26 protein-coding genes are annotated in these 25,273 nt (G+C 62.9%); 10 read left to right on the top strand and 16 right to left on the bottom strand.

Annotation, left to right across the window (positions count from 1 at the left end; translation table 11 throughout):
• Nucleotides 1–3: 3 nt before the first annotated feature.
• From NKJ37_RS00785 to NKJ37_RS00755, 7 genes are all read right to left on the bottom strand, one after another.
• A complete protein-coding gene (locus NKJ37_RS00785) occupies nt 4–825 on the bottom strand; it encodes a sugar phosphate isomerase/epimerase family protein (RefSeq protein ID WP_023808789.1) in 822 nt (273 codons plus the stop codon).
• A 63-nt stretch (nt 826–888) separates the two neighbouring features.
• Nucleotides 889–1,731, bottom strand: a complete 843-nt coding sequence (locus NKJ37_RS00780; protein WP_023808790.1) for a carbohydrate ABC transporter permease — start codon at nt 1,729–1,731, stop codon at nt 889–891.
• Between the two features lie 5 nt (nt 1,732–1,736).
• Complete coding sequence (locus NKJ37_RS00775; RefSeq protein ID WP_023808791.1) at nt 1,737–2,633, bottom strand: carbohydrate ABC transporter permease; 897 nt, start codon at nt 2,631–2,633, stop codon at nt 1,737–1,739.
• Between the two features lie 137 nt (nt 2,634–2,770).
• Nucleotides 2,771–4,018: an ABC transporter substrate-binding protein gene (locus NKJ37_RS00770; protein ID WP_352440061.1), complete on the bottom strand. Its 1,248-nt coding sequence runs from the start codon at nt 4,016–4,018 to the stop codon at nt 2,771–2,773.
• Nucleotides 4,019–4,128: 110 nt separating this feature from the next.
• Entirely contained in the window at nt 4,129–5,274 is a 1,146-nt protein-coding gene (locus tag NKJ37_RS00765) for an ABC transporter ATP-binding protein (protein ID WP_352772202.1), read from the bottom strand.
• Between the two features lie 87 nt (nt 5,275–5,361).
• Complete coding sequence (locus NKJ37_RS00760; RefSeq protein WP_352554796.1) at nt 5,362–6,312, bottom strand: PfkB family carbohydrate kinase; 951 nt, start codon at nt 6,310–6,312, stop codon at nt 5,362–5,364.
• Nucleotides 6,313–6,315: 3 nt separating this feature from the next.
• The gene (locus NKJ37_RS00755) at nt 6,316–7,116 is read right to left on the bottom strand and encodes a beta/alpha barrel domain-containing protein (protein ID WP_127255183.1); all 801 of its coding nucleotides are present in this window, start codon (nt 7,114–7,116) and stop codon (nt 6,316–6,318) included.
• Between the two features lie 162 nt (nt 7,117–7,278).
• Between NKJ37_RS00755 and NKJ37_RS00750 the strand changes: the two genes are divergently transcribed.
• From NKJ37_RS00750 to NKJ37_RS00740, 3 genes are all read left to right on the top strand, one after another.
• A complete protein-coding gene (locus NKJ37_RS00750; RefSeq protein ID WP_023808795.1) occupies nt 7,279–8,040 on the top strand; it encodes a DeoR/GlpR family DNA-binding transcription regulator in 762 nt (253 codons plus the stop codon).
• Nucleotides 8,041–8,307: 267 nt separating this feature from the next.
• Nucleotides 8,308–9,456 (top strand): Gfo/Idh/MocA family protein, encoded by a 1,149-nt coding sequence (locus NKJ37_RS00745; protein WP_023808796.1) that lies wholly within the window; start codon nt 8,308–8,310, stop codon nt 9,454–9,456.
• Between the two features lie 10 nt (nt 9,457–9,466).
• Nucleotides 9,467–10,408, top strand: coding sequence for an alpha/beta hydrolase (locus tag NKJ37_RS00740; protein WP_023808797.1), 942 nt, complete (start codon nt 9,467–9,469; stop codon nt 10,406–10,408).
• Nucleotides 10,409–10,418: 10 nt separating this feature from the next.
• Here the strand turns inward: NKJ37_RS00740 and NKJ37_RS00735 are convergent, their stop codons facing one another.
• The gene (locus NKJ37_RS00735; protein WP_023808798.1) at nt 10,419–11,453 is read right to left on the bottom strand and encodes a LacI family DNA-binding transcriptional regulator; all 1,035 of its coding nucleotides are present in this window, start codon (nt 11,451–11,453) and stop codon (nt 10,419–10,421) included.
• 412 nt (nt 11,454–11,865) lie between these two features.
• Here NKJ37_RS00735 and rsgA point away from each other — a divergent pair, with 412 nt between their 5' ends.
• A complete protein-coding gene (gene rsgA, locus NKJ37_RS00730) occupies nt 11,866–12,876 on the top strand; it encodes a ribosome small subunit-dependent GTPase A (protein ID WP_031212275.1) in 1,011 nt (336 codons plus the stop codon).
• Between the two features lie 26 nt (nt 12,877–12,902).
• Here rsgA and NKJ37_RS00725 read toward each other — a convergent pair whose 3' ends face one another.
• Nucleotides 12,903–13,436, bottom strand: a complete 534-nt coding sequence (locus NKJ37_RS00725; protein ID WP_023808800.1) for a sterol desaturase family protein — start codon at nt 13,434–13,436, stop codon at nt 12,903–12,905.
• 173 nt (nt 13,437–13,609) lie between these two features.
• Between NKJ37_RS00725 and NKJ37_RS00720 the strand changes: the two genes are divergently transcribed.
• A complete protein-coding gene (locus NKJ37_RS00720; RefSeq protein ID WP_023808801.1) occupies nt 13,610–14,080 on the top strand; it encodes an NUDIX hydrolase in 471 nt (156 codons plus the stop codon).
• Between the two features lie 10 nt (nt 14,081–14,090).
• Here the strand turns inward: NKJ37_RS00720 and pobA are convergent, their stop codons facing one another.
• Genes pobA through pcaD form a run of 6 tightly spaced genes read right to left on the bottom strand, consistent with a single transcriptional unit; the run spans nt 14,091 to nt 18,900 of the window.
• Nucleotides 14,091–15,263, bottom strand: a complete 1,173-nt coding sequence (gene pobA / locus NKJ37_RS00715) for a 4-hydroxybenzoate 3-monooxygenase (RefSeq protein WP_023808802.1) — start codon at nt 15,261–15,263, stop codon at nt 14,091–14,093.
• On the bottom strand, nt 15,263–16,315 hold the full coding sequence (locus NKJ37_RS00710; RefSeq protein WP_352628508.1) for a 3-carboxy-cis,cis-muconate cycloisomerase: 1,053 nt from the start codon (nt 16,313–16,315) through the stop codon (nt 15,263–15,265). The genes pobA and NKJ37_RS00710 overlap by 1 nt, the downstream gene beginning before the upstream one ends.
• A 19-nt stretch (nt 16,316–16,334) precedes the next feature.
• Complete coding sequence (gene pcaG, locus NKJ37_RS00705; RefSeq protein ID WP_023808804.1) at nt 16,335–16,949, bottom strand: protocatechuate 3,4-dioxygenase subunit alpha; 615 nt, start codon at nt 16,947–16,949, stop codon at nt 16,335–16,337.
• Nucleotides 16,949–17,701, bottom strand: coding sequence for a protocatechuate 3,4-dioxygenase subunit beta (gene pcaH / locus NKJ37_RS00700; RefSeq protein WP_023808805.1), 753 nt, complete (start codon nt 17,699–17,701; stop codon nt 16,949–16,951). Before pcaH ends, pcaG begins: the two co-directional genes overlap by 1 nt.
• The gene (gene pcaC / locus NKJ37_RS00695) at nt 17,691–18,098 is read right to left on the bottom strand and encodes a 4-carboxymuconolactone decarboxylase (protein WP_023808806.1); all 408 of its coding nucleotides are present in this window, start codon (nt 18,096–18,098) and stop codon (nt 17,691–17,693) included. The genes pcaH and pcaC overlap by 11 nt, the downstream gene beginning before the upstream one ends.
• Nucleotides 18,091–18,900: a 3-oxoadipate enol-lactonase gene (gene pcaD, locus NKJ37_RS00690; protein ID WP_023808807.1), complete on the bottom strand. Its 810-nt coding sequence runs from the start codon at nt 18,898–18,900 to the stop codon at nt 18,091–18,093. The genes pcaC and pcaD overlap by 8 nt, the downstream gene beginning before the upstream one ends.
• Before the next feature lie 92 nt (nt 18,901–18,992).
• Between pcaD and pcaQ the strand changes: the two genes are divergently transcribed.
• The gene (gene pcaQ / locus NKJ37_RS00685) at nt 18,993–19,910 is read left to right on the top strand and encodes a pca operon transcription factor PcaQ (RefSeq protein WP_023808808.1); all 918 of its coding nucleotides are present in this window, start codon (nt 18,993–18,995) and stop codon (nt 19,908–19,910) included.
• Nucleotides 19,911–19,928: 18 nt separating this feature from the next.
• On the opposite strand, the gene NKJ37_RS00680 is transcribed toward pcaQ, so the two are convergent.
• Complete coding sequence (locus NKJ37_RS00680) at nt 19,929–20,858, bottom strand: aldose 1-epimerase (RefSeq protein ID WP_352440066.1); 930 nt, start codon at nt 20,856–20,858, stop codon at nt 19,929–19,931.
• A 60-nt stretch (nt 20,859–20,918) separates the two neighbouring features.
• On the opposite strand from NKJ37_RS00680, the gene NKJ37_RS00675 reads away from it, so the two are divergent.
• The 4 genes from NKJ37_RS00675 to araD1 are packed head-to-tail and all read left to right on the top strand — an operon-like array spanning nt 20,919 to nt 25,255.
• The gene (locus tag NKJ37_RS00675; protein ID WP_031212276.1) at nt 20,919–21,710 is read left to right on the top strand and encodes a FadR/GntR family transcriptional regulator; all 792 of its coding nucleotides are present in this window, start codon (nt 20,919–20,921) and stop codon (nt 21,708–21,710) included.
• Nucleotides 21,707–23,434 carry an IlvD/Edd family dehydratase gene (locus tag NKJ37_RS00670; protein WP_128302382.1) on the top strand — a complete coding sequence of 576 codons (1,728 nt, stop codon included), beginning with the start codon at nt 21,707–21,709 and terminating at the stop codon, nt 23,432–23,434. The genes NKJ37_RS00675 and NKJ37_RS00670 overlap by 4 nt, the downstream gene beginning before the upstream one ends.
• 11 nt (nt 23,435–23,445) lie before the next feature.
• Nucleotides 23,446–24,222: an SDR family NAD(P)-dependent oxidoreductase gene (locus NKJ37_RS00665; protein ID WP_352440067.1), complete on the top strand. Its 777-nt coding sequence runs from the start codon at nt 23,446–23,448 to the stop codon at nt 24,220–24,222.
• A gap of 34 nt (nt 24,223–24,256) precedes the next feature.
• On the top strand, nt 24,257–25,255 hold the full coding sequence (gene araD1 / locus NKJ37_RS00660) for an AraD1 family protein (RefSeq protein ID WP_352772196.1): 999 nt from the start codon (nt 24,257–24,259) through the stop codon (nt 25,253–25,255).
• Nucleotides 25,256–25,273: the final 18 nt, after the last annotated feature.

The following is a 25,273-nucleotide window of genomic DNA, read 5'->3' as shown; positions in this document are numbered from 1 at the left end:
TCTTCAGGCGCCGTAGGAGCGCATCGTCTGGCGGTTGGTCTTGACCGCGCCGGCGGGATCGGCGGCGGCCGTTTCGGATTCTTCCTCCAGCACCAGCCAGCCATTGAAGCGCGGTGCGGTGCCGGCGATCTCGATGACCGCAGGCGTGTCGCAGACGCCCTTGCCAAGCATGGCCCAGGTACCGTTGGCATCGACGTCCTTGAGGTGGATGTAGCGGATGCGGTCGCGGTGGGTGCGCAGCGTGTCGGCCATGTCCTTGTGGCCGCGCAGGATATGGCCGGTATCCGGCACCCAACCGACCAGATCGGGATCGAGCAAGGCAAAGATCGTGTCGTAGTCGGCCCGGTCGAACAGCAGCGTGTTGTGGTGCGAGCTTGGATGCACCGCGACCTGGACGCCGGTCTTGCGGCCAAGCTCGCCAGCCTCGTTGTAGACCTCTGCGGCGATGGCGAATTTGTCGTCGCGCGGACCGTCGGAGACCACCGTCGCAGAGCCCATCGACACGAGCGCGCCAGGGAAGGCGGCGGCGAAGTCGATCCAGCGTTTGGCGGTCTCGAGATCGGCGCCGATCTCCTCCTTCAGCGTAAAACCACTGTTCGAGCCAAAGGCGAAGGAAACCAGCGTCAGCCCCGACGCCTTCAGCGCGGCGGCGAACTCCTCCGGCTTGTCGCCATAATGTCCGATCATGGTGTCGGTGATCTCGATGCCGGCATAGCCACCGTCAGAGATCGCCTTCAGCAGATCGTCGGGGCCGCCGGTGAACCGGTCTCCCAGCATTTCCCAGGTGAAGGTCTGGCAGCCGACTTTGAGGTCTTTCACGTTCATCCTTTCATTCCTTGGTATCGCCTATTGCTTGATGCCACCCTGCGTCGCCGTCGGATGGACGTCCTACTTGACCGAGCCCGCGGTCATGCCGGCGAGGAAGTACCTCTGGGCAACGAGGTAGATGAGCAAGAGCGGTAGCGAGCCGAGCACACTCATTGCCATCATCTGGTTCCATTCGAAGGCGTGCTGCCCCATCAACAGCTGGATGCCGATCGGGACGGTGCGCATGGACGTTGACTTCGTCAGTGTCAGCGCAAAGAGAAATTCGTTCCAGCACAACAGGAAGGTGTAGACTGACGTCGCCACGATGCCAGGCAGTGAAATCGGGACTATCACCCGCCAAAGCGCTGTCCAACTGGTGCCGCCATCGACGGCTACAGCTTCATCGAGATCGCGGGGCAAGGTGTTCAGATACCCCGTCATTAGCAGGATCGCGTAGGGCAGCGTAAACACCAGATAAGTCAGGATCAGTGCGACATAGGTGTCGAAGATGCCGTATGAGACGACGAGCCCGAAGAAGGGGATCAAAAGTGTGATCGGCGGAATCGTCTGCGTGCTGATGATGATTGTGTTGAGGCTGCCCTTGCCGCGGAAGTTGAAGCGGCTGAACCCGTAGGCCGCCAGCAGGGCGATCAGCACCGTCAGCACAGTCACCGCTCCCGCCACGAAATAGCTGTTGAAGAAGAAGCGCAGCTTTACCGGGTCGCCAAGGATGGCTGCATACGCTTCCAGCGTAAACGCCTTTGGCAGGATGGTTGGTGGCAGGGCAAAGATTTCGGTATTCGATTTGAACGAGCTGCTCAGCATCCAGTAGATCGGAAATGCCGCGAAAAAGAGCCCCGCTGCAAGCGCTACATGGAGCGCGACGGTGATCAGCCTGTCTTTCGGCGTATGCCTTTTCCTCATGATGACTACCGAGCCTTTTGATAGCGAATATAGAACAGCGTCAGGCCGAGAGAGATCAACAAGATGACCACAGCGCTCGCCGAAGCCTGCGACAGGTTGTAGCTCGAAAACGCCAGCTTGTACGTGTAGGTGCTGAGGACCTCGGTCGAGTAGATCGGGCCACCGCCCGTCGTTATCCAGATTAATGGGAAGACCTGCATGGTCCAGATGAAGTCAAGCAGCGAGATGCTGATGATGATCGGCATCAGCTGCGGAATGGTGATGAAGATCAGCTTCTGGTAGGCTTTCGCCCCGTCGATATCGGCGGCCTCGTAGAAATCCTTGGGAATGCCCTGCAAACCCGCGAGCAGGCTGACCATGAAGAGCGGATAGCCCGCCCAGATATTGGCGAAGGTGACGGCGTGCAGCGCGGTCTCAGGCGAGGAAAACCATTCGACCTTGGAACCGATGATGCCGATTTGCATGAGTATGCTGTTCACGACACCGTTCGGCTCAAGCAGCAGGCGCCAGATCACGGCGATAATCACCGCGGTGAACAGCCAAGGCAATATGTAGAGCACGCGCAGAATATTGCGCAGCGTCGGATTGATGCGGTCGCTGTTCAGCATGAGCGCGAAGGCCATGCCAATGGTCATGTGGAAAATGACACTCATGCATGTGAAGTAGAGCGTGTGCCACAGCGAAGCCCAGAACACGGGGTCGTCGAAGATCGCCTGGTAGTGTTTCAGTCCGGCAAAGGATGGGTCACGACGCAGCACCGCGCTGTTCTGGAACGAGTAGCCAATCACCGTCACCATCGGCAGCAGCATCAGAAGCCCGATTATGAGCAGCGAGGGCGACAGATAGAGGTAGGGTGCGACCGCTCGTTTAAGCTTATGGTGGGAGCGCTTTTGCCGGGTCATGTGCCAACCTTGGGATACGCCTTCAAGAGAAGGTAAGCTTCAAAAACAGGTCCACTCAAATTGCCGATCCGTTGTTGCCGGGTGGCCTGCCCGAAGTCAGGCCACCCGGTCAAAGATAGCAAACGGGAACAGGCCGATCAGAATTTCGCCATCCAGCCCTTCTGAGCGGCGGCTGCGGCTTGTTCCGGAGATTGCTCGCCGGCGAGCATCTTTTGAGCTTGCACGTCGAACTGGGTCATCAGGTCTTCTGCCACCGGCAGGCCCGTGAACTCATTGGCGAGATAACCGGTCTTGAAGATTTCAAAAGCCTTGCCGAAAGCCTTGTCCGAGGTCACGAAATCGGGCTGGGCGTTGACGTTGCCCGGGAAGGCGTTTGCAAGCGATACGAGCTTGGCGTTCACCTTTTCACTCATCACATATTGGACGAGTTTCCAGGCCTCTTCCTGATGTTTCGAGGCAGCAGAGATGCCGATGCCCCAGGAGGCATAGGGAAGGCCGCGCTTGCCGGTATAGTTTTCCACGACCGGGACCGGGATGAGGTCGAAGTTCAGCTTGGGATTGCGCTTACGGATGAGGTTCACATGCGCGAGCGAGTCGATCATCATCCCGACGCGGTTGTTGACGAACTCCTCGACCTTTTCCTGCTCGGTCTTGGTGGCGATGCCGGGCGAGATGGTTCCGGCGTCGTTGAGAGATTTGACGAAGGTGAGCATATCCACCACCGGTTTGCCCTCAAGGTCCGGCTTGCCGTCCGCCATCATCGACTGACCCGAAGCCCAAACCCACGACATCATGTCGTTCTGGACGCCGGATGGCGTTTGCAGCGAGAGGGGCAGCACCCAGCCATACTGGTTCTTGTCGGCGATCGTCATCTTCTTGGCGGCTTCGAGAAACTCCGCACGGGTCGACGGCAGCTTGGTCACGCCTGCCTGGGCGGCGAGGTCCAAATTCACGAAGACCGGATAGACGAAAGAAGCCACGGGAAACATCACCGCCTTGCCGTCCACCTTGACGATGTCCGCGACCTGGCTCTTGTCGAAACCGCTCGCATCCATCATCGGATTCATGTCGGCGAGTGCGCTCTGCGCATTCAGATTGTTCACCCAGGCACCGTCGAGACCGACGACGTCGCTGAGCGTTCCGGTTGCAGCACCAACCGAGATCTGGTCGCGCGTGGTCGCGTAGGGGCCGCTGACCAGCGTCACTTTGATTCCTGGATTTGCGGCCTCGAAGTCATCCATGATTGCCCTGAGCGAGCCAGCCGGCAATTCGGGCTCCCACCATTGGGTGAATTCCAGCGTCGTATCCGCCATGGCGCCGGTTGCGCCAAGCAACCATGCGGCTGCGGCTATTTTCAGCATCGCGGGTTTTATACGAAACGTCATCTTCTCCTCCTTCTTTATATTCGACCGCACAATGCGGCCGATCGTCTGGTTATTCACAAGTCTTCTTATGCAGGTGCCTCACCCTCACCCGCGGGTCTTATCGCTGATATTCAGATTGCCAGATGCGTCTCGGGATCGAAGAAATGGAGCTTGGTATCATCCAGGGCCAAGCTGATTTCCGAGCCGGAGCGGACTGTGCTGACCGGTTCGAATTTCGCCACCGCATTCGACGCCAGGCCGAAATCCTGCACCGCGTCGGGGTCGCCGGAGTCCACCCGGACCGCGTCGATGTCGAGATGGACGATTTGTTCGGATCCAAGTTCTTCGATCGAGGTCACCTTTGCCGGTATCGTCTGATACTTGCGGCCGGATTCGAGGCTGCTGTCATAGAGATCCTCCGGTCGTATCCCGAACACGACCTTGCGCCCCGCATACGACCTCAAGCCCGGCCTGCGCACGAAGGCTGCATCCTGCAGCCGGATGGTTAAGGCACCGGACATCAGTTCGTCGCCTGTCAGGGTCGCCTCGAAAAGGTTCATCGAAGGAGACCCGATGAAGCCGGCAACGAAGGCGTTCACCGGCGATTCATAGAGCCTCTTGGGTGTATCGACCTGCTGCAACACGCCGCCTTTCAACACCGCGACCCTGTCGCCCATCGTCATAGCTTCGGTTTGGTCGTGGGTCACATATATGGTGGTTACGCCGAGCTGCTTTTGCAGACGGGTAATTTCGGCGCGCATTTGAACACGCAATTTCGCGTCCAGATTGGAAAGGGGTTCGTCCATGAGAAAGGCTGCCGGCTCGCGCACCATGGCGCGGCCCATGGCAACCCTTTGACGCTGTCCGCCTGAAAGGTTCGCGGGTTTGCTGTCCAGCAGAGACGTCAGTTGAAGGGTTTTGGCGATCTCGTCCACGCGCTTTTTGCGCTCGGCCTTCGGCTTGCCTGCCAGCCGCATCGAAAAGCCGATGTTTTCGAACACCGTCATATGCGGGTAGAGGGCGTAGCTCTGGAAGACCATCGCGATGTCCCGGTCCTTGGGCGGCATGTCGACGACGTCGACACCGGCGATCCGAAGGCTGCCGCTGGTGACGTCCTCCAACCCCGCGATCATCCGCAGCGCGGTGGATTTGCCACAGCCGGACGGCCCGACGAGAATCAAGAACTCACCGTCCTTGACCGACAGGTTCAATTGGTCGATTGCGTGAAAATTGTTCCCGTATGTCTTGCAGATATTTTCAAGAACGACTTCTGCCATATTCCTCCCTCCACAAGTCTAAGCCACTGATTTTTATGATTGTCCTCGGCTTACGTTCACCTGCGAATTTTTCCTCGGATAGTTCGGCTATGTTCCGGTATCAAGCCGCGCATATTTCAGTTCGACTGCCGACGGCGCGTTCGTCGATGCCAGGAGTTCCGTGACCTGGGCGTCGGTCGGAAGCGCCTCGCGCCCGCCACGCCCCGTTATCGAAAGGGCCGCCGCCGCGGCCGCGAACGCGACCCGGCCTGCGGTATCGGCCCCGCGCGTCAATGCAAGGGCATAGGCGCCATGAAAGCAGTCACCGGCGCCGGTCGAGTCGACGACGGCAACCCGGTGCGGAGGCAGGTGCCAGAGCCCTGTCTCGTTGCGTCCGCGATAGAAGACGCCCCTGCCGCCATCCGTCAGGACCACGGCGGACCGCGACGGCAACCACAACGCATCGAGTATCTCGGCCGGCGACCGGCGGCCCGTGGCGGTCCGCGCAAAGCCGAGTGGAAGAATGAGATGGTCGCAGAGCCCGATCAGTCTCTCGGTGGCCGGGCCGTGGCTCCATTCGACATCGCCGAGGATCGCAAGGCCGAGATCGCGAGCCCGAGCCACGACATCCAGCGACCCGATCCCGTAACTGTCGACGATCAGGACGGTCGCGCGGCTGAGAACCTCGTCCGGAAAATCGGGCGCGGTGCCCAGCATCGCTTCGTCGTCATACGCGATGAATCGCTCGCCATCCGAACCGACGGTGATCCGCGAGCGCACCGGGCGCGCGTGCGGGTGGCGCGGCGCGAACGCGGTTTCAACGCCGCTCGCAACGAGATCGCACAACACGGCGTCGTCGGCGGCACTGCCCAGCCATCCGACGAACCCGGCGCTTCCGCCGAGCCGCGCGACGGCGGCAAGTGCCGTCGCGACATTTCCTCCGAAAGCTCGGGCACTTTGCAGAACCTTCCCCTTGCCCGCCGACAACGGCTGATCGACATAGACGATGTCGTCGATCGCAATAGCTCCGAAGCCGAGGATTGAAGGGACGGTAGGCATCGTTCAGGCACCTGCCTTCGCCAAGGCGTCTTGCGCCGAAAGGCCGTCATGGATGACGCCCCGAAAGGCGATCGCTGCCTTTTCCGGATCGCCGTGCCCCCAGAGATTGCGGCCCACCACGGCACCACGTGCGCCGGCACGGATGGCGTCCGCCGTCTGCTGAAGGGCGCCGAGCAGCGTGTCGGTCTTCGGACCGCCGGCGATCACAACCGGCACCGGGCAGGTCCGAACGGTCTCTCGAAACGACTCGAAATCGCCAGTGTAACCGATCTTGATCACGTCGACGCCGGACTCGTAGCCGATGCGTGCCGCATAGGCGATCTCGTCGGGGGTGAAGACGATTTTTGCCCCGTCGGTGAAATCGCGAGGGTAGATATGCGCCACCACCGGCATGCCATAACGGGCCGCCGCATTCACCGAATCGGTCAGCCAGCGTATGTATTTGCCCTCGGTCGCGCCGCGCACCGGAATGGCCACGGCCAACGCATCGGCGCCAGCGCGCACCGCATCCTCGGGCGTTGCAATCAGTTCACTGATGCGATCGTCCGGGGTGAAGCAGCCGGCCTGGATCACCAGGCAAGCCTTGCCCGCGTATTGCGGCCACAGATGGCGCGCGGTCCCAGGCTGGATGCTGACGTAGTCGGGTTTGCCTACCATGACGCGTGCAAGCGCGCCCGGCAGGTCGGCAAGACCTCCTTTGCGCACGTCGCCATAGCCGACAAAGTGGTCGACCGCGCCGCCAAAAAGATTTCCCGATGGATGTGAGAAGAGGCGCGCCAGGCGCACCTTGGTTCCGAGGCTCATGAGTCCAAAACTCTCCAATCGATTGATTTCAAAATCCTGGACCCAGTGTTTGCGAAAGAAAAGACAAATGCAATCTTTCGAAAGCTTTCGAATTCGCATATTTTTGGTAGAGTGAACCGAGGCCAGGGGGATTGCTTGGCGGATGGAGGCAAGGACAGGGCAATGTTATCAGAGCAGAGACGCCAATCGATCCTGGGTGAAGTGCAACGCAGCGGACAGGTTCGCATCAAGGACCTGTCAGACGATTTTGGCGTGTCGGAAGTCACTGTGCGCTCCGACCTCGAGATACTGGACCGTAAGGGACTGCTGACCAAGACCCGCGGAGGCGCGGTAACCCGAACCACGGATTCGACCACGGCCGCGTTCGCCCGGCGGATGCAAACGAACCTCGATGCAAAGAAACGCATCGCCCGGGCAGCGGTAGAACTGTTCGAGGACAACCAATCGGTCATCTTCGACGGCGGCTCGACATTGATGCAGGTTGCCATGCTGTTACCGCCGCTCAGCAATGTCGTGGTCGCGGCCACGGCGATGAATATCGTGCAGCATCTGATGCATCGGCCCGGGCTCGACGTTCACATGATCGGCGGCCGGGTCTATCCAGACACGGTGAGCACACTGATCACCGATGCCGACACGGCTCTCGGCGGCTTGGTAGCGCATCAGGTCTTTGTTGGAGCGCATGCGATTGACTCGTCACTGGATGTGGTCGACGTGAACGAAGACATGGCGCGAACGAAGCGAAACCTCGTGCGCATGGCCCGGCGCGTTGTCCTCCTTGCGGATTCGAGCAAATGGGGCGTCAGCGGGACCTCAAAGGCCTTTTCGCTGTCGAGCGTCGATGTCGTGATCACGGACGATGGCCTGTCCGGCGCGATACGCAGCCAGCTTGATAGGACCGGGGCCAAGGTGATCTATGCCTGACTCCCTCGCGGTCCCTGGCCACGACGGAAATACCCAATGCGCGCATGACCCACCGGATTCGCATCGGCGGTCGGCCGTTTTTTCATGTCGGTCATTTTCTCCTCCCAGGGCTGGCAGCCTCCCGATATCGCGCCAGCATTTTCGCATGTTGTATAAAAATTTTACGCGCGTCAATATTTAAAATGTTGTATAGCCCTTTGCGAAAGCGATCCGTTGCCGGCTGGGCGAATCCGGCGGAGCATGGCGCATCGGGAGGTACGATCGAAAATGCACGGGATACCAATGACGAAACTCGGGATCGGCGTCATCGGATGCGGCAATATCTCGATGACCTATCTGCGCAATGCCGCCCTCTTCGGCGGCATCGAATTGCGCGCCTGCGCCGATATTTCCGCCGACATGGCGGCAGTGCGGGCGAAGGAATATGGCATACGGGCACTCGGCGTCGATGCACTGCTGGCCGACCCCGAGATCGATCTTGTCCTCAACCTGACCATTCCGGCGGCGCATTTCGATATTTCGTTTGCCGCGCTTTCGGCCGGCAAGCACGTCTTCACCGAAAAGCCGCTCGCCACCTCGGCCGCCGATGGACAGCGCCTGGTCAATGAGGCGCGGTCGCGCGGCCTGCTGCTCGGCTCGGCGCCCGACACGTTCCTCGGTGCTGCCGGGCGCCGTGCGCGCCGGTTGATGGACCAGGGCGCCATTGGCCGTCCGGTCACCGGCACCGCCTTCATGATGGGCCGCGGCATGGAGCACTGGCACCCCAACCCGCAATTCTACTACCAGCCAGGCGGTGGCCCGGTGTTCGACATGGGTCCGTACTATCTGACCATGCTGGTCAATCTGCTCGGCCCGGTCGAGCGCGTCATGGCAATGGCGACACGCGGCCAGGAAGAAAGGCTGATCACCGCCGAAGGGCCATTCAAGAACACCACATTCAAGGTCGGCACGCCGACCAATGTGCTGTCGCTGCTCGAGTTCCGCTCCGGCGCGACCGTCACCTTCGGCGCCTCGTGGGACGTCTTTCGCCACTCCAACCATCCGATCGAACTGCACGGCACGGAGGGCTCGCTGCGCCTGCCCGACCCCGACACGTTCGGCGGCACGGTGTCGCTGTCGGAACGCGGCACCGACTGGCAGGATTTCGCCAGCGAGGGCGAGCTCTACGGCGCCCGCAACTGGCCTTACGCGGCACCCGATCGCGCCAATTACCGCATGCTCGGCGTCGCCGATCTGGTGCGCTCGCTTCAAACCGGCAACACCCCACGGGCCTGCGGCAGCCTTGCGCTGCATGTACTGGAGGTCATGGAGGCTATCCTGCGCTCCGGTGAAACACAGGGCTCGGTCGCCATCGCGGGCGATGTCGTGCAGCCGGCTCTGCTGACCGAGGAAGAGGCGAGCAGCCTGCTGGCCTGAGGGTATGATCATGACGCTCGATCCGGATGCGCTGCGCGTCCTCGAAATTGGTCGTGCAGCCGGCGGCGAGCCATTCGAGACCGGCAGCGTGGCGGCGGCGCGAACTGCCTACAACGCCTCGTTCCCGGCGCTACAGGGTGAGCACGAGCCGGTCGCTGCGACCCAGGAACGGCAGATCGACGGGCCGAATGGGCCTATTGCGCTCCGCATCCATCGCGGCATCGGCGCACCGCAAAGCGGGGCGCCGGCGCTGCTCTATTTGCATGGCGGCGGCTGGGTCATCGGCAACCTCGATTCGCATGACGAGATCTGTCGCCTGATGGCCAATCTCGGCAACGCCGTCATTGTCTGTCCTGACTATCGCCTGGCACCGGACCATAAATTTCCCGCCGGGCTCGAGGATTGTCTGGCAACTCTTCGTTTCCTGGCCGAGAACGCCGCCGATCTCGGCATCGACATCAGACGCATCGGTGTGGCCGGCGACAGCGCCGGCGGCAATCTCGCCGCCGTGCTGGCGCTGCTCGCCCGCGATGGGCTGGCGCCGTCCCTTGCCGCGCAGATCCTGATCTATCCCAACACCGACGCGCGGCAGACATCCGACAGCTACCGGCGTTTCGGCGACGGCTTCGGGCTCACCGCAACCACCATGGCCTGGTTCCGCGACCATTATTTGCGAACGCCCGACGATATCACGGACTGGCGCGTCTCGCCCTTGCTGGCGCCTGCCCTCGCCGGCGCGGCGCCGGCTTTTGTGGCGCTTGCCGGCTGCGACATCCTCGCCGACGAAGGGGCAGCCTATGCGGCGCGCCTGCAAGCCGCGGGCGTTCCGCTCATCCTGCGGCAATGGCCGGGCCAGATCCACGGCTTCGTCTCGATGGGACGCCATATCCCCGCTGCCCGGCAAGCGGTGGCCGAGGCGGTGGCCGCCTGGCGCCAGTTCGAGAAAAGCTGATGCCGGTCGCTCAGGCTGACTGACGCATCACCAGGGTGGCGCCGAGCTTGACGGTGCGCGCCATGCCCTGCTTCGGCGGATCGGCCTCGTCCAGCAAGGCCAGCAGGATCTCGACGCTGCGCCCGGCCATGGCGGCGAAATCCTGCGCCATGGTGGTCAGCGCCGGGCAGGTGTAGCGGCTCAGCGGATGATCGTCATGCGCGGCAACGCGCAGATCGCAATCGGGCCTGCGGCCGACCTTCAGGCCGCGCGAGAACGCAGCCGCCATCACGCCAAAGGCGAGACGATCGTTGGCACACAGGATTGTGCGGCCGGGCAAGGCGCCGGCCTCCAGCATTTTTTCCGTCTGCTCGTAGCCGATGCGTTCGAAGTCCCAGGTGTAATCGCGGGCGGCCTCGATGACGACCGGCTTGAACCCGGCGGTCTCCATCGCGACGATGTAGCTTTCCTGGCGTTCGCCGGAGTTGTGGTTGACGTGTGGGATGTCAAGATAGACCGGCGGCTCACCCGAACGGCAGAGATAGTCGACGATGGTCGAGACGCTCTGCCGGTTGTCGTTGCCAACGAACGGCGTATCGCCCTCGATATAGGTGTCGAAATAGACGATCGGAATGTCCTGCCCGAGCTTGTCGAAGACGCCGCGGTCAGAAGCCAGGCCCAGTGGGGCGATGATCGCGCCGGCGACCTTCAGGGACAGCAGCGTCCTGACCGACTCCGCCTCCAGCTTCGGCGAACCATGCGAGGAGATGACGATCGGCCAGTAGCCTTCGTCGCGGCAGCGAAATTCGATGCGGCTGACCATCTCGGCGTAGAACGGATCGGTGATCGTCGGCACGACGATGCCGATGTTGCGGGTGCGCTTGCGGTTGAGGTTGCGGGCGAAAAGGTTGGGCTGATAGTCCGAGGAGCGCAGGGCGGCTTCGATGCGCGCCCGCGTCGCCGGCTTCACGCTCGCCGGATCGTCGAAATATTTGGACAGCGTCGGCCGGGACACGCCGCATGCCTGGGCGAAGTCGTCCATCGTGCGGTGTGTCTTCTCCGCCATCGATATATTCCTGATCCCCTGCCATGATCGGCCCCGCCACCAGTCATGCGGCCGTTGACCGGATGCGACAATGCTCGACAGAACTTATTCAGTCAATTTTCACGGTTACCAATAGAGCGCAAAAAAATTGCATGCGTCAAATTATTTGTTAACGTTTAAAGCTGACGTGGCTCGCCGCCGTTTTCCCGCCAAACGCTTTCGGACAGCGCTGTTTCGTCGACTTGATCGTCAGTTCGACTATCAAGGGATAGGCTGCAGAAGCTTGCCGCTCGCTCTCGGCTACGGGCCTGCTTGCCAAATGTCGCCATGCCGCCCATACACGGCTTGGGCAATCGCCTCGCCCGTTCGCCACCTGCCAGGGATACTGTCCGATGTCTGCGACGCCGTGGTCAAAGCCGTGACGGATTCTTCCATGCCATCTCTCGCCAGCCTGGGCTGGACGGATTTTTTCGCTGATCAGCTCGAGCCCGACGACGCCGATCTCGTGCCGACGCGGATCGCCACCGTCCACCGCGATCGCCTGACCGGCCTGTCGCAGGCAGGGCCGGTCGATCTGACGCTGCCGGCGCAGGCGAACACCGGTGACTATGCGGTCGGCGACTGGGTGCTGGTCGATGGGCATGAACACCTTGTCCAGCGCCGCCTGTCCCGCAAGACGGTGTTGGAACGCCGCACCCAGGGCGGCAGGGTGCCGCAGCTTGCCGCGGCCAATGTCGACACGCTGTTCATCGTCACCTCGTGCAATGCCGACTTCAATCCCGCCAGGCTCGAGCGCTACCTGGCGCTGGCCAATGAAGCCGGAACGACGCCGGTGATCCTGCTGACCAAGGCCGATACCGCTGAAGACGCCGAGACCTATGAAAGGCAGGCTGCCGCGTTGCAGCGCGGATTGCCGGTCGTGATGCTGAACCCCCGCACATCGGATGCGGCAACCGCCCTGGCTGCCTGGTGCGGTGTCGGCCAGACGGTGGCGCTGATCGGCTCCTCCGGCGTCGGCAAATCGACGCTGGTCAACACGCTGGCCGGATCGGCGCAGCAATCGCCGCAACAGACCGGAGGCATTCGCGAGCACGATTCCAAGGGACGCCACACCACCACGTCGCGATCGCTGCACGCCATTGCCGGCGGCGGCTGGGTGATCGATACGCCGGGCATGCGGACTTTGCAGGTCAGCGACGTCGCCTCCGGCATCGACACGCTGTTTGCCGAAATCACCGAGCTCGCGCCGCTCTGCAAGTTCCGCGACTGCACGCATGTGCATGAGCCGGGCTGCGCTGTGCAGGCTGCCTTAAAGGCCGGGACGCTCGATCCGGAGCGCCTTGCCCGCTGGCGAAAACTGTCCGACGAGAACCAGAACAACACGCCGGTTCAGAGCGGCCCCCGCGGAGCCAAGTCTCCCGGCGGTCGCGGGAAGAGGCGTTGAACGGTTGGGGTTGGTCTGGCCTCGGACTAGAGCCGCGCCGTCCCGAAAACCCGATCCCAGAATATCGACGTCACGCCGAAATTGGCGTTTTCGTCGACATGATGATGCACGGCGTGTCGGCGCTTGAGCGTGTAGAGATAGCTCGGATGGGCGGGGTGCCAGTGATGGATCATGTGGTGGATGCTGATGTACCAGAGGTACCCCAGCATCAGCCCGCAGCTTACCGCGCTCGCGGTTGCGAAGTCCGAGACCACCCAAACGGGCACAAACGCGATCAGCGCATGCACCCCGAGGCTGAGCCAGGTCGGGGTGCCCACCGAACTGCGCTCCTCGACATGGTGACGATCATGCAGGTCCTTGATGTAGGGAATATGGTGAAGAACGAACCTGTGCAGCACATACTCGATCAGCGTCCAGAGGCCTAGACAGGCGAGGACCGTGCCGATCCAGCCTGGTGCACTCTCTTCGCCGGCCTCGAGCAGCCCGGCCACTGCCAGCACGGCGATTACCAGCGGATACACGACGAAGTCGCTATAGTAGCCAATAAGACCGAGTTGCATCGTCACCTAGCCTTCGAGCCGCCAAATAAGCGATGGTATCAGATTGCCGGACTCGCGGGTGAGGTGCAATGCAGACGAACCTGACATAGCGTCGCAATCCCTAGGTGCAAGGTTCGCGTCAACGATTCAAGGACCATCGGCAGGCTGCCGGCTTCGCAAACGGACGTATCACAATGGCAAAACGCAGTGCGGGATTGCTGATCTATCGCCGCGGCGACGGCGATCTCAGGGTGTTGCTGGTTCATCCGGGCGGACCGTTTTGGGCGAAGAAGGACGACGGTGCGTGGTCGATACCGAAGGGCCTCATCGGCGAGAACGAGGACGAGTTGGCGGCAGCGCAGCGCGAGACCGAGGAAGAGCTCGGCATCAGGGTCGATGGGTCCTTCACGCGTCTCGGCGACTACAGGCAACCAGGCGGAAAGATCGTCATGGCCTGGTCTGTCGAGGCGACCGCCGACATTGATGTCGCTGCCATCACGAGCAACATTTTTACCATGGAATGGCCGCCAAGGTCGGGATTCCTGAAGGAGTTCCCGGAGGTGGACAGAGCGGGCTGGTTCACCTTGGCCGAGGCCGAGGTGAAGATCCTCAAAGGGCAGCGCCCGATGCTGTCGGACTTTGCCAGGCAGCAAGGCGCCGGATGATCCGCGGCCCTCAGTACGGCAGGCCGACATAGTTCTCGGCGAGCGCGGTCGATGCGGCACGTGACTGCACGAGGTAGTCGAGTTCGGCCTCCTGGATGCGCTGGCCGAACTCGCCGGTGTCTGGAAAGCGGTGCAGCATCGTCGTCATCCACCAGGAGAAACGCACCGCTTTCCAGACCCGTGCCAGAGCCTTGCCTGAATAGGCGTCGATGCCGGCCGTTGACTTGTCGCGATAGAAATCGTGCAGGCCGGCAAAGAGATAGCGCACGTCGCTGGCGGCGAGGTTGAGGCCCTTGGCGCCGGTCGGCGGCACGATGTGGGCGGCATCACCGACCAGGAAGAGCCGGCCGAAGCGCAGCGGCTCGGCAACGAAGGAGCGCAGCGGCGCGATCGATTTCTCGAAGGACGGTCCAGTGACGACATTTGCCGCCGTCTGCTCCGGCAAGCGGCGGCGCAACTCGTCCCAGAAGCGCTCATCCGACCACGCCTCCACGCGATCGTCCTGCGGGCACTGCACATAGTAGCGGCTGCGATGCGTCGAGCGCATCGAGCACAGCGCAAAACCCCGCTCGTGATTGGCGTAGACCAGTTCGCGGTCGGCTGGCGGCACCTCGGCCAGCACGCCGAGCCAGCCGAACGGATACCGCCGCTCGAAGATTTTTAGCGCACGCTCGGGCACCGATTTGCGGCTGACGCCATGATAGCCGTCGCAGCCGGCAACGAAGTCGCAGTCGATGCGATGCGTGACGCCGTCCTTGTCATAGGTGGCGAAAGGCGCGGTGCCGTCGAAATCGTGCAGAGCGACATTTGCCGCCTCGTAGATCGTGGTCAGCCCTGCCGCGTCGCGCTTGTCCATCAAATCGTGCGTCACCTCGGTCTGGCCATAGACGGTGACATGCCTGCCGCCGGTCAGCGCCTCGAGGTCGATGCGATGCAAGCGTCCGTCGAAGGCGAGCGAGATGCCAGTGTGCGGCAGCCCTTCGGCATGCAGCCTTGCCGCCGCGCCGGCCTGTTCCAGCAATTCGACGGTGCCCTGTTCGAGCACCCCTGCCCGCACGCGGCCAAGCACGTGCTCGCGGCTCGCACGTTCCAGAATGACCGTCTCTACGCCGATGCCGGCCAGCAGTTGCCCAAGCAGCAGCCCGGACGGCCCGGACCCGATGACGACGATTTGCGTGCGCATCAGTGGCCGAGACTTTCGACCTGTGCGGCCAGTTCGGCGGCAAGGCGCAGCGACGCGGCCGTTGCGACGACCATCTGCGGCAGCAATAGCCACTCCAGCGTCCAGGCAGCACCCGACCGCTCCTGCTCATGCACGAGCGCGTGATGCATGCCGGCAAGCTGCGTGGCGTTGAAGCGGGCAAGCGCCACCAGCGCTTCGGCCTTCACCGGGTTCTTCTTGTGCGGCATGGCCGACGAGCCGCCGCCACTGGAAAGCTCGATCTCGGTTCCACCTTGCGCCAGCAGCGCGATGTCCTGGCCGAACTTGCCGAGGCTGCCTGATACCAATGACATCAGGCCGGCAAAGTCGGCGAGCGCGTCACGCTGGCTGTGCCACTGCGGTGCGTCGCCAAGACCAAGCCTGGCGGCAAGTGCCGCGCGCACCGCCGGCCCCTTGTCATCAAGCTTTTCCAGCGTGCCGGCGGCACCGCCGAATTGCACCACCAGCAGACGCCTGGACTGCTCGGATAGCCTCTCCTGATGCCGTTGCAGCGGCGCCCGCCACACCCTGACGCGATCGGCCACTTTGATCGGAAGCGCCTTCTGCATGCGCGTCATCCCGGTCAGCGCCCTGCCGCCAAAACGCTCTTTGAGCGAAGCGAGGCGTATGACGGTTTCGGTCAACAGCAGATCGAGATGCTCGACGACGGATTTCAGCCGAAGCATCAGGCCGGTGTCGATCACATCCTGGCTGGTCGCACCGAAATGCACTTTCCGGCCATGCGGTTCGCCGACCGCAGCCCTGATCTGGCGCACCAGCTCCGGCACCATGACGCCGTCCTTGGCGACCCCGGCTCGCAGCAGAGCCGTGTCCGGCCGGAAGGTGCCAAGCGCCGCCACGATCGCTGCCCCGGCATCCTTGGGGATTATCCCGTTATCGGCCTCCGCTTGCGACAGCGCCTGTTCAAAGGCCAGCATGGCCTCGATTTCCGCCTCAACGGAAAAATGCCTCGCCGCTTCTTCGTCGCCGAGAAGAGCGGAGAGCAGCGGATGGTCGAAAGGCGATACAGTCATGTCACAGGCCTCCTGAGCATCAGCTATCGAAGAAGACCGTTTCCTTCTCCCCCTGGAGATGGACATCGAAGATGTAGGTATCGCCCTTGCGCTCGGCGATTAGCGTCGGCACGCGGACGCGGTGCTCGATGCGTGCCAGGATCGCATCCCCGGCATTGGCCTTTTCCTCGTCGGAAAAATACAGCCTTGTGTGCAGGCCGAGATTGATGCCGCGGGCGACGATCCAGAGCGTGATATGCGGCGCCATCAGGCGACCATCGTTGAACGGGACGCGGCCAGGCTTGACCGTCTCGAACGTGCAGAGGCCGGTGTCCATATCGGTCGGGCAACGGCCCCAGCCGAAGAAATTCGGATCGGCAGCACCACGCAGTTCGGCCGGCGAATTGTAGAGCCCATCCGCATCCGCTTGCCAGATCTCGATCAGCGCGTCCTTGAGCGGCGTGCCGGTGCCATCGAGCACCCGGATGCGCAGGCCGATGCGCTCGCCCTTGGTCTTGTCGTTGACCATGGTGGCGCCGAGATCACTGGGATAGACGCCGCCGATGCCGCAGAAATTGGGTGTCAGCCCGATATGAACGTAGGGTCCGGCGGTCTGCGAAGGGCTTTCCCTGAGCCGGTCGAGCGACTGGGCCATCAATTGCCCTCCAGCCTGTTTTCGAACAGCGACGCGCGGCGCCCGCGCAGCACGATGTCGAACTTGTAGGCGCGCGCGTCGAAGGGGATCGTCGCTTGCATGTCGAGCGCGGCGATCAGCGTCTCAACGGCTGCCTTGTCGGGAATGCCGCGCGCGATCGGGCACTGCCAGATCAGCGGGTCGCCCTCGAAATACATCTGCGTGATCAGCCGCTGGGCAAAGCCGTGGCCGAACACCGAGAAATGAATGTGCGAGGGGCGCCAGTCGTTCGGCCCATTCGGCCAGGGATAGGGTCCAGGCTTGACGGTGCGAAACGCATAGCCGCCGTCCTCGGTGGTGAGGGCTCGGCCGCAGCCGCCAAAATTCGGGTCGAGCGGCGCCAGATAGCCATCCTTCTTGTGGCGATAGCGGCCGCCGGCATTGGCCTGCCAGAATTCGAGCAGCGCGCCGGGCACGCCAACGCCTCGCTCGTCGAGCACTCGGCCATGGACGATAATCCGCTCGCCGAGCGCGCTCTCGCCGGGCCTGGCGAAATTGTGGATCAGGTCGGCGTCAAGTTCGCCCAATATTGCGTGGCCGAAAACGGGGCCTGCAATCTCCGACAGCGTGTTGTCGAAGACGAGGGGGGCTTTTTGCGGCGAGCGCAGCATCGAGGTCTTATAATTCGGCGTCAGAGCCGGCGGATGCCAGGTCCGATCGCGCCGGAAGAAGGCGCCGGTCTCGGGCCTCGTCGAGCCGGACTCAGCGGGCATTCCTGGCTCCGTCCATTTCCGAAAACACGTCCTTGGCTATTCTGAAGGCACGGTTGGCGGCCGGCACGCCGGCATAGATGGCGACATGCAGGAACGCCTCGCAGACGTCGTCGCGCGAAGCACCGGTGTTGACGGTGGCGCGCACATGCATGGCGACCTCCTCATCATGGCCGAGTGCGGCGAGCAGCGCCAGCGTGACGATCGAACGCTCGCGCTTGGTGAAGCCCGGCCGCGCCCACACGGTACCCCAGGCGGCCTCGGTGATCAGTTCCTGGAAAGGCTGGTCGAAATCGGTGGCGGCGACCTCGGCCCGGTCGACATGCCGGTCGCCAAGCACGGAGCGCCGCACCGCGAGGCCGGTGCGATATCTGGCTTCGTTGCCGGGGACTTCATCCATGGGTTTCGGCTCCAGGGGCAAGCGATGCGATAAAATCGCGGATCAGGGCGACCAGCGCCTCTGGCTGTTCGACGCAAGGAATGTGCCCGGCGTCGCGGATGATTTCGAAGCGCGCGCCGGGGATCAGCTCGGCCAGGGAGCGGACAAGATCGGGAGGCGTCGAGCCATCCTGATCGCCGGCGACGCAGAGCGTCGGCACCGCTATGTGGCGTGCGGCATCGGTGAAATCCGCATCGCGAACGGCCATGCAAGTCCCGACGTAACCGGCAAGCGCTTGCCTGGTCATCATGTTCCAATAACCGTCCAGCTCGGCCAGACGCGCCGCGTGGAAGGCGGGGGTGAACCACACTTTGAGCACGCCATCCGCAACGGCCTGGATGCCCTTGCTTTCGACCGTCGCGATGCGTGTGTTCCAGCTGTCTGTCGTGCCGATCTTGTGGGCCGTGTCGCAAAGGATCAGGCCTTCGACCATTTCTGGGCGCCGGCGATAGAAGCCTTGTGCGATCAGGCCGCCGACCGACAGGCCGCACAGCACGACCTTGCTCAACCCGAAATGATCGACGAGCGCCGAGAGATCGTCGACATGATCGTCGATCGATCTGATGTCGCCGATATCGGACAGCCCATGGCCGCGCTTGTCATAGACCAGCAGCGGCATTTCACCATCGAGCGCCGAGACAATTTCGTCCCAGACCCGGAAGTCGGTGCCCAGCGAATTGATGAATATGATCGGGCGTGCATTGCCGGCCGCCTTGGTGTGGCGATGGTGCAGCGTGATGCCGCCGATGGTGACGAATGGCACGGTTTTGGTCCTCCGCCTCCACATTGCACAAGGCGTTTGGTTCGGTAAAATGATATTTTGCGTCGTTTCATTAACTCATGGGTTATCAATCCATGTCCCATAGCCGCATCCGGTTCCGTCACCTGCAGGCATTCCTGGAAGTTGCGCGGCAAGGAAGCGTGGCGCGAGCGGCCGACTTGCTGCATGTCAGCCCGCCGGCGGTGACCAAGACATTGCGCGAACTGGAAGAGGCGCTGGGGGTGGCGGTGGTGGAGCGCGACGGCCGCGGCATCCGACTGACGCGCATCGGCGAAATCTTCCTTCGCCATGCCGGCACGGCGATCACGGCGCTCAAGCAAGGCGTCGATTCCGTCCGGCAGGACGGAGCGGTCAACCGGCACCCGATCCGCATCGGCGCGCTGCCGACGGTCTCGGCGCGGGTGATGCCGCTCGCCATGACCTTGTTCCTCAAGGAGAGCGCCGGTGCGGCGATCAAGATCGTCACCGGCGAGAATGCGGTGCTGCTCGAACAGTTGCGAACCGGCGCACTGGATCTCGTCGTCGGACGGCTGGCGGCGCCGGAGAACATGACCGGCTTCTTCTTCGAGCACCTCTATTCCGAACCGGTGCTGTTCGTGGTGCGGGCGGGACATCCGCTGCTCGATCCAGGACAGGATGTGTTCGCACGGCTCGACGAATTCCCGATGCTGATGCCGACGCGGGAATCGGTCATCCGCCCCTTCGTCGACCGCCTGTTCATCACCAACGGCATGACGGCGCCGGCAACCGAGATCGAAACCGTCTCGGACTCCTTCGGCCGAGCCTTCCTGCGGCAGAGCAATGCCGTCTGGATCATTTCGGCTGGCGTCGTTGCCAACGAACTCGGCAGCGGCGCCTTCGTCGCCTTGCCGGTCAACACCGAGGAAACCAAGGGACCGGTCGGTCTGACCATGCGCACCGACACGGCGCCCTCGCCGGCCTTCTCCATCCTGCTGCAGACCATCCGCGAAGCAGCAAAGCAAAGCAGTTGATGCGGCTCAGATTGGCGATCAGGCCGCCTGCGAAGGCGTGAAGCGAACGCTTGCGGATCGCATCTGCCCAGGCGCCAGCACGATGCAACCGGTGTCGATGCCTGCTTCACCCGTGCGGTTGAAGGCGTCGGTGATGTTGCTGACCGGCTCGGCGCAAAAGAATGGCTCGCCGGGCGGCGTGTAGAGGACGAGGAAATCGAGCGGCGCCTCGGCCTCGATGTCCAGTTGCCGCCCACGCTCCGGCCAGGAGATCCGGGCACGGCGCGTCCATCCGGTGAAGACCGTGTCGAAGTCCGTCTCCGACACGTCGAAGCCGGTGGTAGGATTGGAGCCAGCGGGCGGCAGGACGTGCCGGGTGGGCAGGATTTCCGCATCGGTCTCCCACATGCCGGATACCTGCGCCTGGACATGTGTCCACGGTGTCGACGGGAAATAGGGATGGAGGCCGAAGCCTGCCGGCATCGGCATGTCCGAGAGATTGCGCAGCGAAAGGGCAATGATCAGCCCGCCATCGACCAGCGAGATCGCTTGCCTTGCCTCATAGCTCCACGGCCAGGAATCGGCGGCATGGCGATAAGATAGGAGGGTGGTGCTGGCTTCGTGCCGGACGACTGTCCATGGCCGACGCCAGCCATGGCCATGCTCATGATGCGGATCTTCCGGGCTGGTCGGCAGTTCGACGGTGCGGCCCGCGAATGCGAAGCGCCCGCCCCTTATGCGATTGGAATAGGGAACCAGCGGGAAGCAGGCCATGGCGCCGGCATCGCGGCTGTCGATCGCCGCCTGATCCGCAGGACGCAGCCAATCCACGACGGATCCGTTTTGCCGCCAGCGATACGACGCCAGCGCGCCGCCGGCGGCCGGGGCAATCTCTACAGTCGCAATGCCATCGCTGATCGAGACCAGCTCTTGATGCCGCTCGGCAACGGCAGCGGAATTCTTTGTCACCGGCATTCCCCCTCCCTTGACTCCAGTCGCAATGCCGATAAGACATATCATATGAATAGTATGAAGAATAAGAAATCTTTCAGCACGGCGCGCACGTCGAGGGTTGCGGTCGCGGTCTCCAGCGGCTCGACGGCGCTGCATGCGACTGTCGTCGAGCAGATCGGATTGCGCATCGTGCAAGGCGATTTCCTGCCCGGCGAGGCACTGCCCAATGCCGACGATTCCAGCGAGATGCTGGGGGTCAGCCGCACGGTGCTGCGCGAGGCGATCAAGGTGCTGGCCGGCAAGGGACTGGTCGAATCGCGGCCGAAGACCGGCACAAGGGTGCGTCCCCGTGCCGACTGGAATTTCCTCGACCCGGACGTCCTGTCATGGCGCTACGCAGGCGGCGTCAGCGCCGACGATGTCCGGGCGCTGTTCGAGCTGCGCCGAGCCATCGAGCCGATGTCGGCCGCACTTGCCGCGCAACGCGCCACGCCGGCGCAGATTGCCGAGATCAATGCCGCGCTGGCCGAAATGGAAGCGGTGGTTGACGACGGCGACCGCTTCGCCAAGCCCGATCTTTTGTTCCATCAGACCATCCTGCGCATGACCGGCAATGAGCTGATCGGCTCGCTGGCGGCACTGGTCGAAACCGCATTGGTGATGAGCTTTCGCCTCTCCAACGACAATCCGGACGGGCAGCGTCATTCTTTGCCGCTGCATCGGGAAGTGGCCGAAAAGATCGCATCCGGCGACGCCACTGGTGCGCAAAACGCGCTGCTGGTGCTCATCGACAATGCCGAGGAAGACGTGCGCCGCAGCGTCGAAAGCCGCAACAAGCGCCGCCAGGATCGGGAACAGACATCGTGACCGACACCAAACGCAAGCTGCGGTCCGAGGCCTGGTTCGGCGGTGAGGGCAAGAACGCCTTCATGCACCGCAGTTGGATGAAGAACCAGGGCATCCCCGCCGACGCTTTCGATGGCCGCCCGGTGATCGGCATCTGCAACACCTGGTCGGAACTGACCCCATGCAATGCCCATCTGCGGGCGCTGGCCGATCACGTCAAACGCGGCGTCTATGAAGCGGGCGGCCTGCCGCTCGAATTCCCGGTGATGTCGCTCGGCGAGAGCAACATGCGCCCGACCGCCATGCTGTTTCGCAATCTGGTCAGCATGGATGTCGAAGAGTCCATCCGCGGCAACCCCATCGATGGCGTCATCCTGCTGGTCGGCTGCGACAAGACCACGCCGGCACTCTTGATGGGTGCCGCGTCGTGCAACCTGCCGACCATCGCCGTTTCCGGCGGGCCGATGCTCAACGGCAAGTTCCGCGGACAGGATATCGGCTCGGGCACCCATGTCTGGAAATTCGCCGAGGAAGTTAAGGCCGGCCGGATGCCGGTCGCCGACTTTCTCGCCGCCGAGCAGGGCCAAAGCCGATCTGCGGGCAGCTGCATGACAATGGGCACGGCCTCGACCATGGCCAGCATGGTCGAGGCGCTCGGCATCGGCATGCCGGACAACGCCGCGATCCCCGCGGTGGATTCGCGCCGTGGCGTGCTCGCCCAGATGGCCGGACGCCAGATCGTCGACCTCGTCCGCAGGGACGTGACAATCGCGCAGATCCTCACCCGGGAAGCATTCGAGAACGCCATTCGAGTCAACGGCGCGATCGGTGGCTCGACCAATGCGGTGCTGCATCTGATCGCCATCGCCAACCGGATCGGTGTCGATCTCAGCCTCGATGACTGGGACCGCCTTGGCCGGGACATTCCAACTATTGTCGATTTGATGCCGTCGGGCCGGTTCCTGATGGAAGATTTCTACTACGCCGGGGGGCTAGCTGCGGTCATGGCGTCGCTTGATGAAGTGGGGCTTCTTCATCGCGACGCCATGACCGTCAGCGCCAAGACCATCGGTGAACTGATCGACGGCGCGCCCAACTACAACAGCGAGGTGATCCGGCCGCTGAGCCAGCCGCTGACCAAGGAAGGCGGCATCTCCATCCTGCGCGGCAATCTGGCGCCTGACGGGGCAGTCATCAAACCGTCCGCGGCAACGCCCGCGCTGATGCAACATCGCGGCAAGGCGGTGGTGTTCGAGAACATCGAGCACTACTACGCCCGCATCGACGATCCGGAGCTGGACATCGACGCCTCCTCGGTGATGGTACTAAAGAATTGCGGACCGCGCGGTTATCCCGGAATGGCCGAGGTCGGCAACATGCCGCTGCCGGCGAAACTGCTGAAGCAAGGCGTCTCCGACATGGTGCGCATTTCGGACGCGCGCATGAGCGGCACCGCCTACGGCACCGTGGTTCTGCACGTGGCACCCGAAGCAGCCGCAGGCGGCGCGCTGGCGCTGGTGCGCGACGGCGATCTTATCGAGCTCGATGTCGCCGGCCGCCGGCTGGAGCTTTTGGTATCGGACGAAGAGCTCGCAATCCGCCGGCGTGACTGGAAGCCGCCGGCGCCGCCGGAAGGCGGCTATCAGAGCCTTTATGTCGAGCGCGTGCTGCAGGCCGACAAGGGCTGCGATTTCGACTTTCTCGTCGGTCGGCGCGATGCCGGCATTCCTCGGCATTCGCACTAGAGAGGCGCGCGATGACGGATGAAATCGGCTATGCGATCTATCCAAGCCTCAAGGGCCGCAGCGTCTTCATAACCGGCGGCGGCAGTGGCATCGGCGAAAGCCTGGTGCGCCATTTCTGCGCGCAAGGCAGCCGCGTCGCCTTCGTCGACATGGCCGAGGAGCCTTCCCGGCGTCTGGTCGACGCGATCTCGGCCGAGGGACATGCCGCGCCGCTGTTCATTTCCTGCGACCTGCGCAACGTCGAAGAGTTGCAGGCGGCAACCGTTCAGGCGATGCAGCACAACGGCCCTATCCAGGCGCTGTGCAACAATGCCGGCAATGACGACCGCCACCAGACCAAGGACGTGACGGTTGCCTACTGGGACGACCGCATGGCGGTCAATTTGCGCCATCAGTTCTTCGCGGCGCAGGCGGTGCGTCCACAGATGAATGCGCTGGGCGGCGGCTCGATCATCAATTTCGGCTCCATCACCTGGATGGTCGGCGATCCGGATTGCCCAGCCTATGTCACCGCGAAAGCGGCTGTTTACGGCATGACGCGGGCGCTGGCTCGCGAACTCGGCCCCGAACGCATCCGCGTCAACTGCATGGTGCCGGGATGGGTCATGACAGAGCGCCAGATGCGGCTGTGGCTGAACTCGGCCGGCGAACGCCAGATCGCGGAAAGGCAGTGCCTGCCCGACCGGCTGCAACCCTCCGATATCGCGCGCATGGCGCTGTTTCTCGCCGCAGACGACAGCCGCATGTGCACGAGCCAGCAGTTCATCGTCGATGCGGGCTGGGTGTGACCCGTACGGCTCCAAGGGAAGAAGGTTAGTATTCATGCGTCTTGTTCAGTTCAGAATGGCCGACGGCAGCAGAGGGGTTGGCCGTGTCTCGGATGACGGCAATCATCTGCACCCGCTCGAAAAGACCGGCAGCGTGCTGGAGCTGGCCGAAGCGGCAATTGCCCAGGGCACGTCGATCGCAGCGCTGGTCGAGAAGCAGACGGGCACAGCGAAAATCGACTACGACCAACTGTTACGCGATGGCCAGGTGCTCGCTCCGGTCGACCATCCGGAACCGGCGCGCTTCCTGGTCACCGGGACCGGCCTGACCCACACGGGAAGCGCCGCCGCGCGCAACCAGATGCATGTTCTGACCCATGGCGAAGGTACCGAGGAATCGGATTCGCTGAAGATTTTCCGTATGGGCCTGGAAGGCGGCAAGCCTGCCGCCGGGCAGATCGGCATCCAGCCCGAATGGTTCTTCAAGGGCGTCGGCACCTGTGTCGTGCCGCCCGGCGCGCCGCTACCGATGCCGGCCTTCGCGCGCGCCGGCGCCGAAGAGGCCGAGATCGTCGGCCTCTATCTCAACGGTCCGGACGGCCGCCCCTATCGGATCGGCTATGCGCTCGGCAACGAATATTCCGACCATGTGACGGAGGGCGAGAACTACCTCTACCTCGCCCACTCCAAGCTTCGCTCGTGCTCCATCGGACCCGAGCTGCTGATCGGTGACCTGCCCGAAGAAGTGCGCGGCCATTCGCGCATCCTGCGCGACGGCACTGTCATCTGGGAGCAGGAGTTCCTGTCGGGCGAAGCGCACATGTCGCACTCGATCGCCAATCTCGAACACTTCCATTTCCGCTACCCGATGCACCGCAAGGCGGGCGACCTGCATGCCCATTTCTTCGGCGCGGCGGTGATGAGCTACGCCTCCGGCGTCAAGACGGCTTCCGGCGACGAGTATGAAATCCAGGCACAGACATTCGGCAAGCCACTGCGCAACCGGATGGTGTCGGTGCCGGACGAGGGACTGGTCGCTGTTACCCAGCTGTGACGGCGCAGGCCCGGAAAT

The organism is Mesorhizobium sp. M0140, from assembly GCF_040322475.1.
In the GTDB taxonomy this organism is placed as follows: Bacteria; Pseudomonadota; Alphaproteobacteria; order Rhizobiales; family Rhizobiaceae; genus Mesorhizobium.
This window is presented reverse-complemented; position numbering and strand designations above follow the sequence as displayed.

Coding starts and splice junctions, on each gene's coding strand:
- NKJ37_RS00785 (WP_023808789.1), bottom strand. CDS start 825: ATGAACGTGAAAGACCTCAAAGTCGGCTGCCAGACCTTCACCTGGGAA.
- NKJ37_RS00780 (WP_023808790.1), bottom strand. CDS start 1,731: ATGAGGAAAAGGCATACGCCGAAAGACAGGCTGATCACCGTCGCGCTC.
- NKJ37_RS00775 (WP_023808791.1), bottom strand. CDS start 2,633: ATGACCCGGCAAAAGCGCTCCCACCATAAGCTTAAACGAGCGGTCGCA.
- NKJ37_RS00770 (WP_352440061.1), bottom strand. CDS start 4,018: ATGACGTTTCGTATAAAACCCGCGATGCTGAAAATAGCCGCAGCCGCA.
- NKJ37_RS00765 (WP_352772202.1), bottom strand. CDS start 5,274: ATGGCAGAAGTCGTTCTTGAAAATATCTGCAAGACATACGGGAACAAT.
- NKJ37_RS00760 (WP_352554796.1), bottom strand. CDS start 6,312: ATGCCTACCGTCCCTTCAATCCTCGGCTTCGGAGCTATTGCGATCGAC.
- NKJ37_RS00755 (WP_127255183.1), bottom strand. CDS start 7,116: ATGAGCCTCGGAACCAAGGTGCGCCTGGCGCGCCTCTTCTCACATCCA.
- NKJ37_RS00750 (WP_023808795.1), top strand. CDS start 7,279: ATGTTATCAGAGCAGAGACGCCAATCGATCCTGGGTGAAGTGCAACGC.
- NKJ37_RS00745 (WP_023808796.1), top strand. CDS start 8,308: ATGCACGGGATACCAATGACGAAACTCGGGATCGGCGTCATCGGATGC.
- NKJ37_RS00740 (WP_023808797.1), top strand. CDS start 9,467: ATGACGCTCGATCCGGATGCGCTGCGCGTCCTCGAAATTGGTCGTGCA.
- NKJ37_RS00735 (WP_023808798.1), bottom strand. CDS start 11,453: ATGGCGGAGAAGACACACCGCACGATGGACGACTTCGCCCAGGCATGC.
- rsgA (WP_031212275.1), top strand. CDS start 11,866: ATGCCATCTCTCGCCAGCCTGGGCTGGACGGATTTTTTCGCTGATCAG.
- NKJ37_RS00725 (WP_023808800.1), bottom strand. CDS start 13,436: ATGCAACTCGGTCTTATTGGCTACTATAGCGACTTCGTCGTGTATCCG.
- NKJ37_RS00720 (WP_023808801.1), top strand. CDS start 13,610: ATGGCAAAACGCAGTGCGGGATTGCTGATCTATCGCCGCGGCGACGGC.
- pobA (WP_023808802.1), bottom strand. CDS start 15,263: ATGCGCACGCAAATCGTCGTCATCGGGTCCGGGCCGTCCGGGCTGCTG.
- NKJ37_RS00710 (WP_352628508.1), bottom strand. CDS start 16,315: ATGACTGTATCGCCTTTCGACCATCCGCTGCTCTCCGCTCTTCTCGGC.
- pcaG (WP_023808804.1), bottom strand. CDS start 16,949: ATGGCCCAGTCGCTCGACCGGCTCAGGGAAAGCCCTTCGCAGACCGCC.
- pcaH (WP_023808805.1), bottom strand. CDS start 17,701: ATGCCCGCTGAGTCCGGCTCGACGAGGCCCGAGACCGGCGCCTTCTTC.
- pcaC (WP_023808806.1), bottom strand. CDS start 18,098: ATGGATGAAGTCCCCGGCAACGAAGCCAGATATCGCACCGGCCTCGCG.
- pcaQ (WP_023808808.1), top strand. CDS start 18,993: ATGTCCCATAGCCGCATCCGGTTCCGTCACCTGCAGGCATTCCTGGAA.
- NKJ37_RS00675 (WP_031212276.1), top strand. CDS start 20,919: ATGAAGAATAAGAAATCTTTCAGCACGGCGCGCACGTCGAGGGTTGCG.
- NKJ37_RS00665 (WP_352440067.1), top strand. CDS start 23,446: ATGACGGATGAAATCGGCTATGCGATCTATCCAAGCCTCAAGGGCCGC.
- araD1 (WP_352772196.1), top strand. CDS start 24,257: ATGCGTCTTGTTCAGTTCAGAATGGCCGACGGCAGCAGAGGGGTTGGC.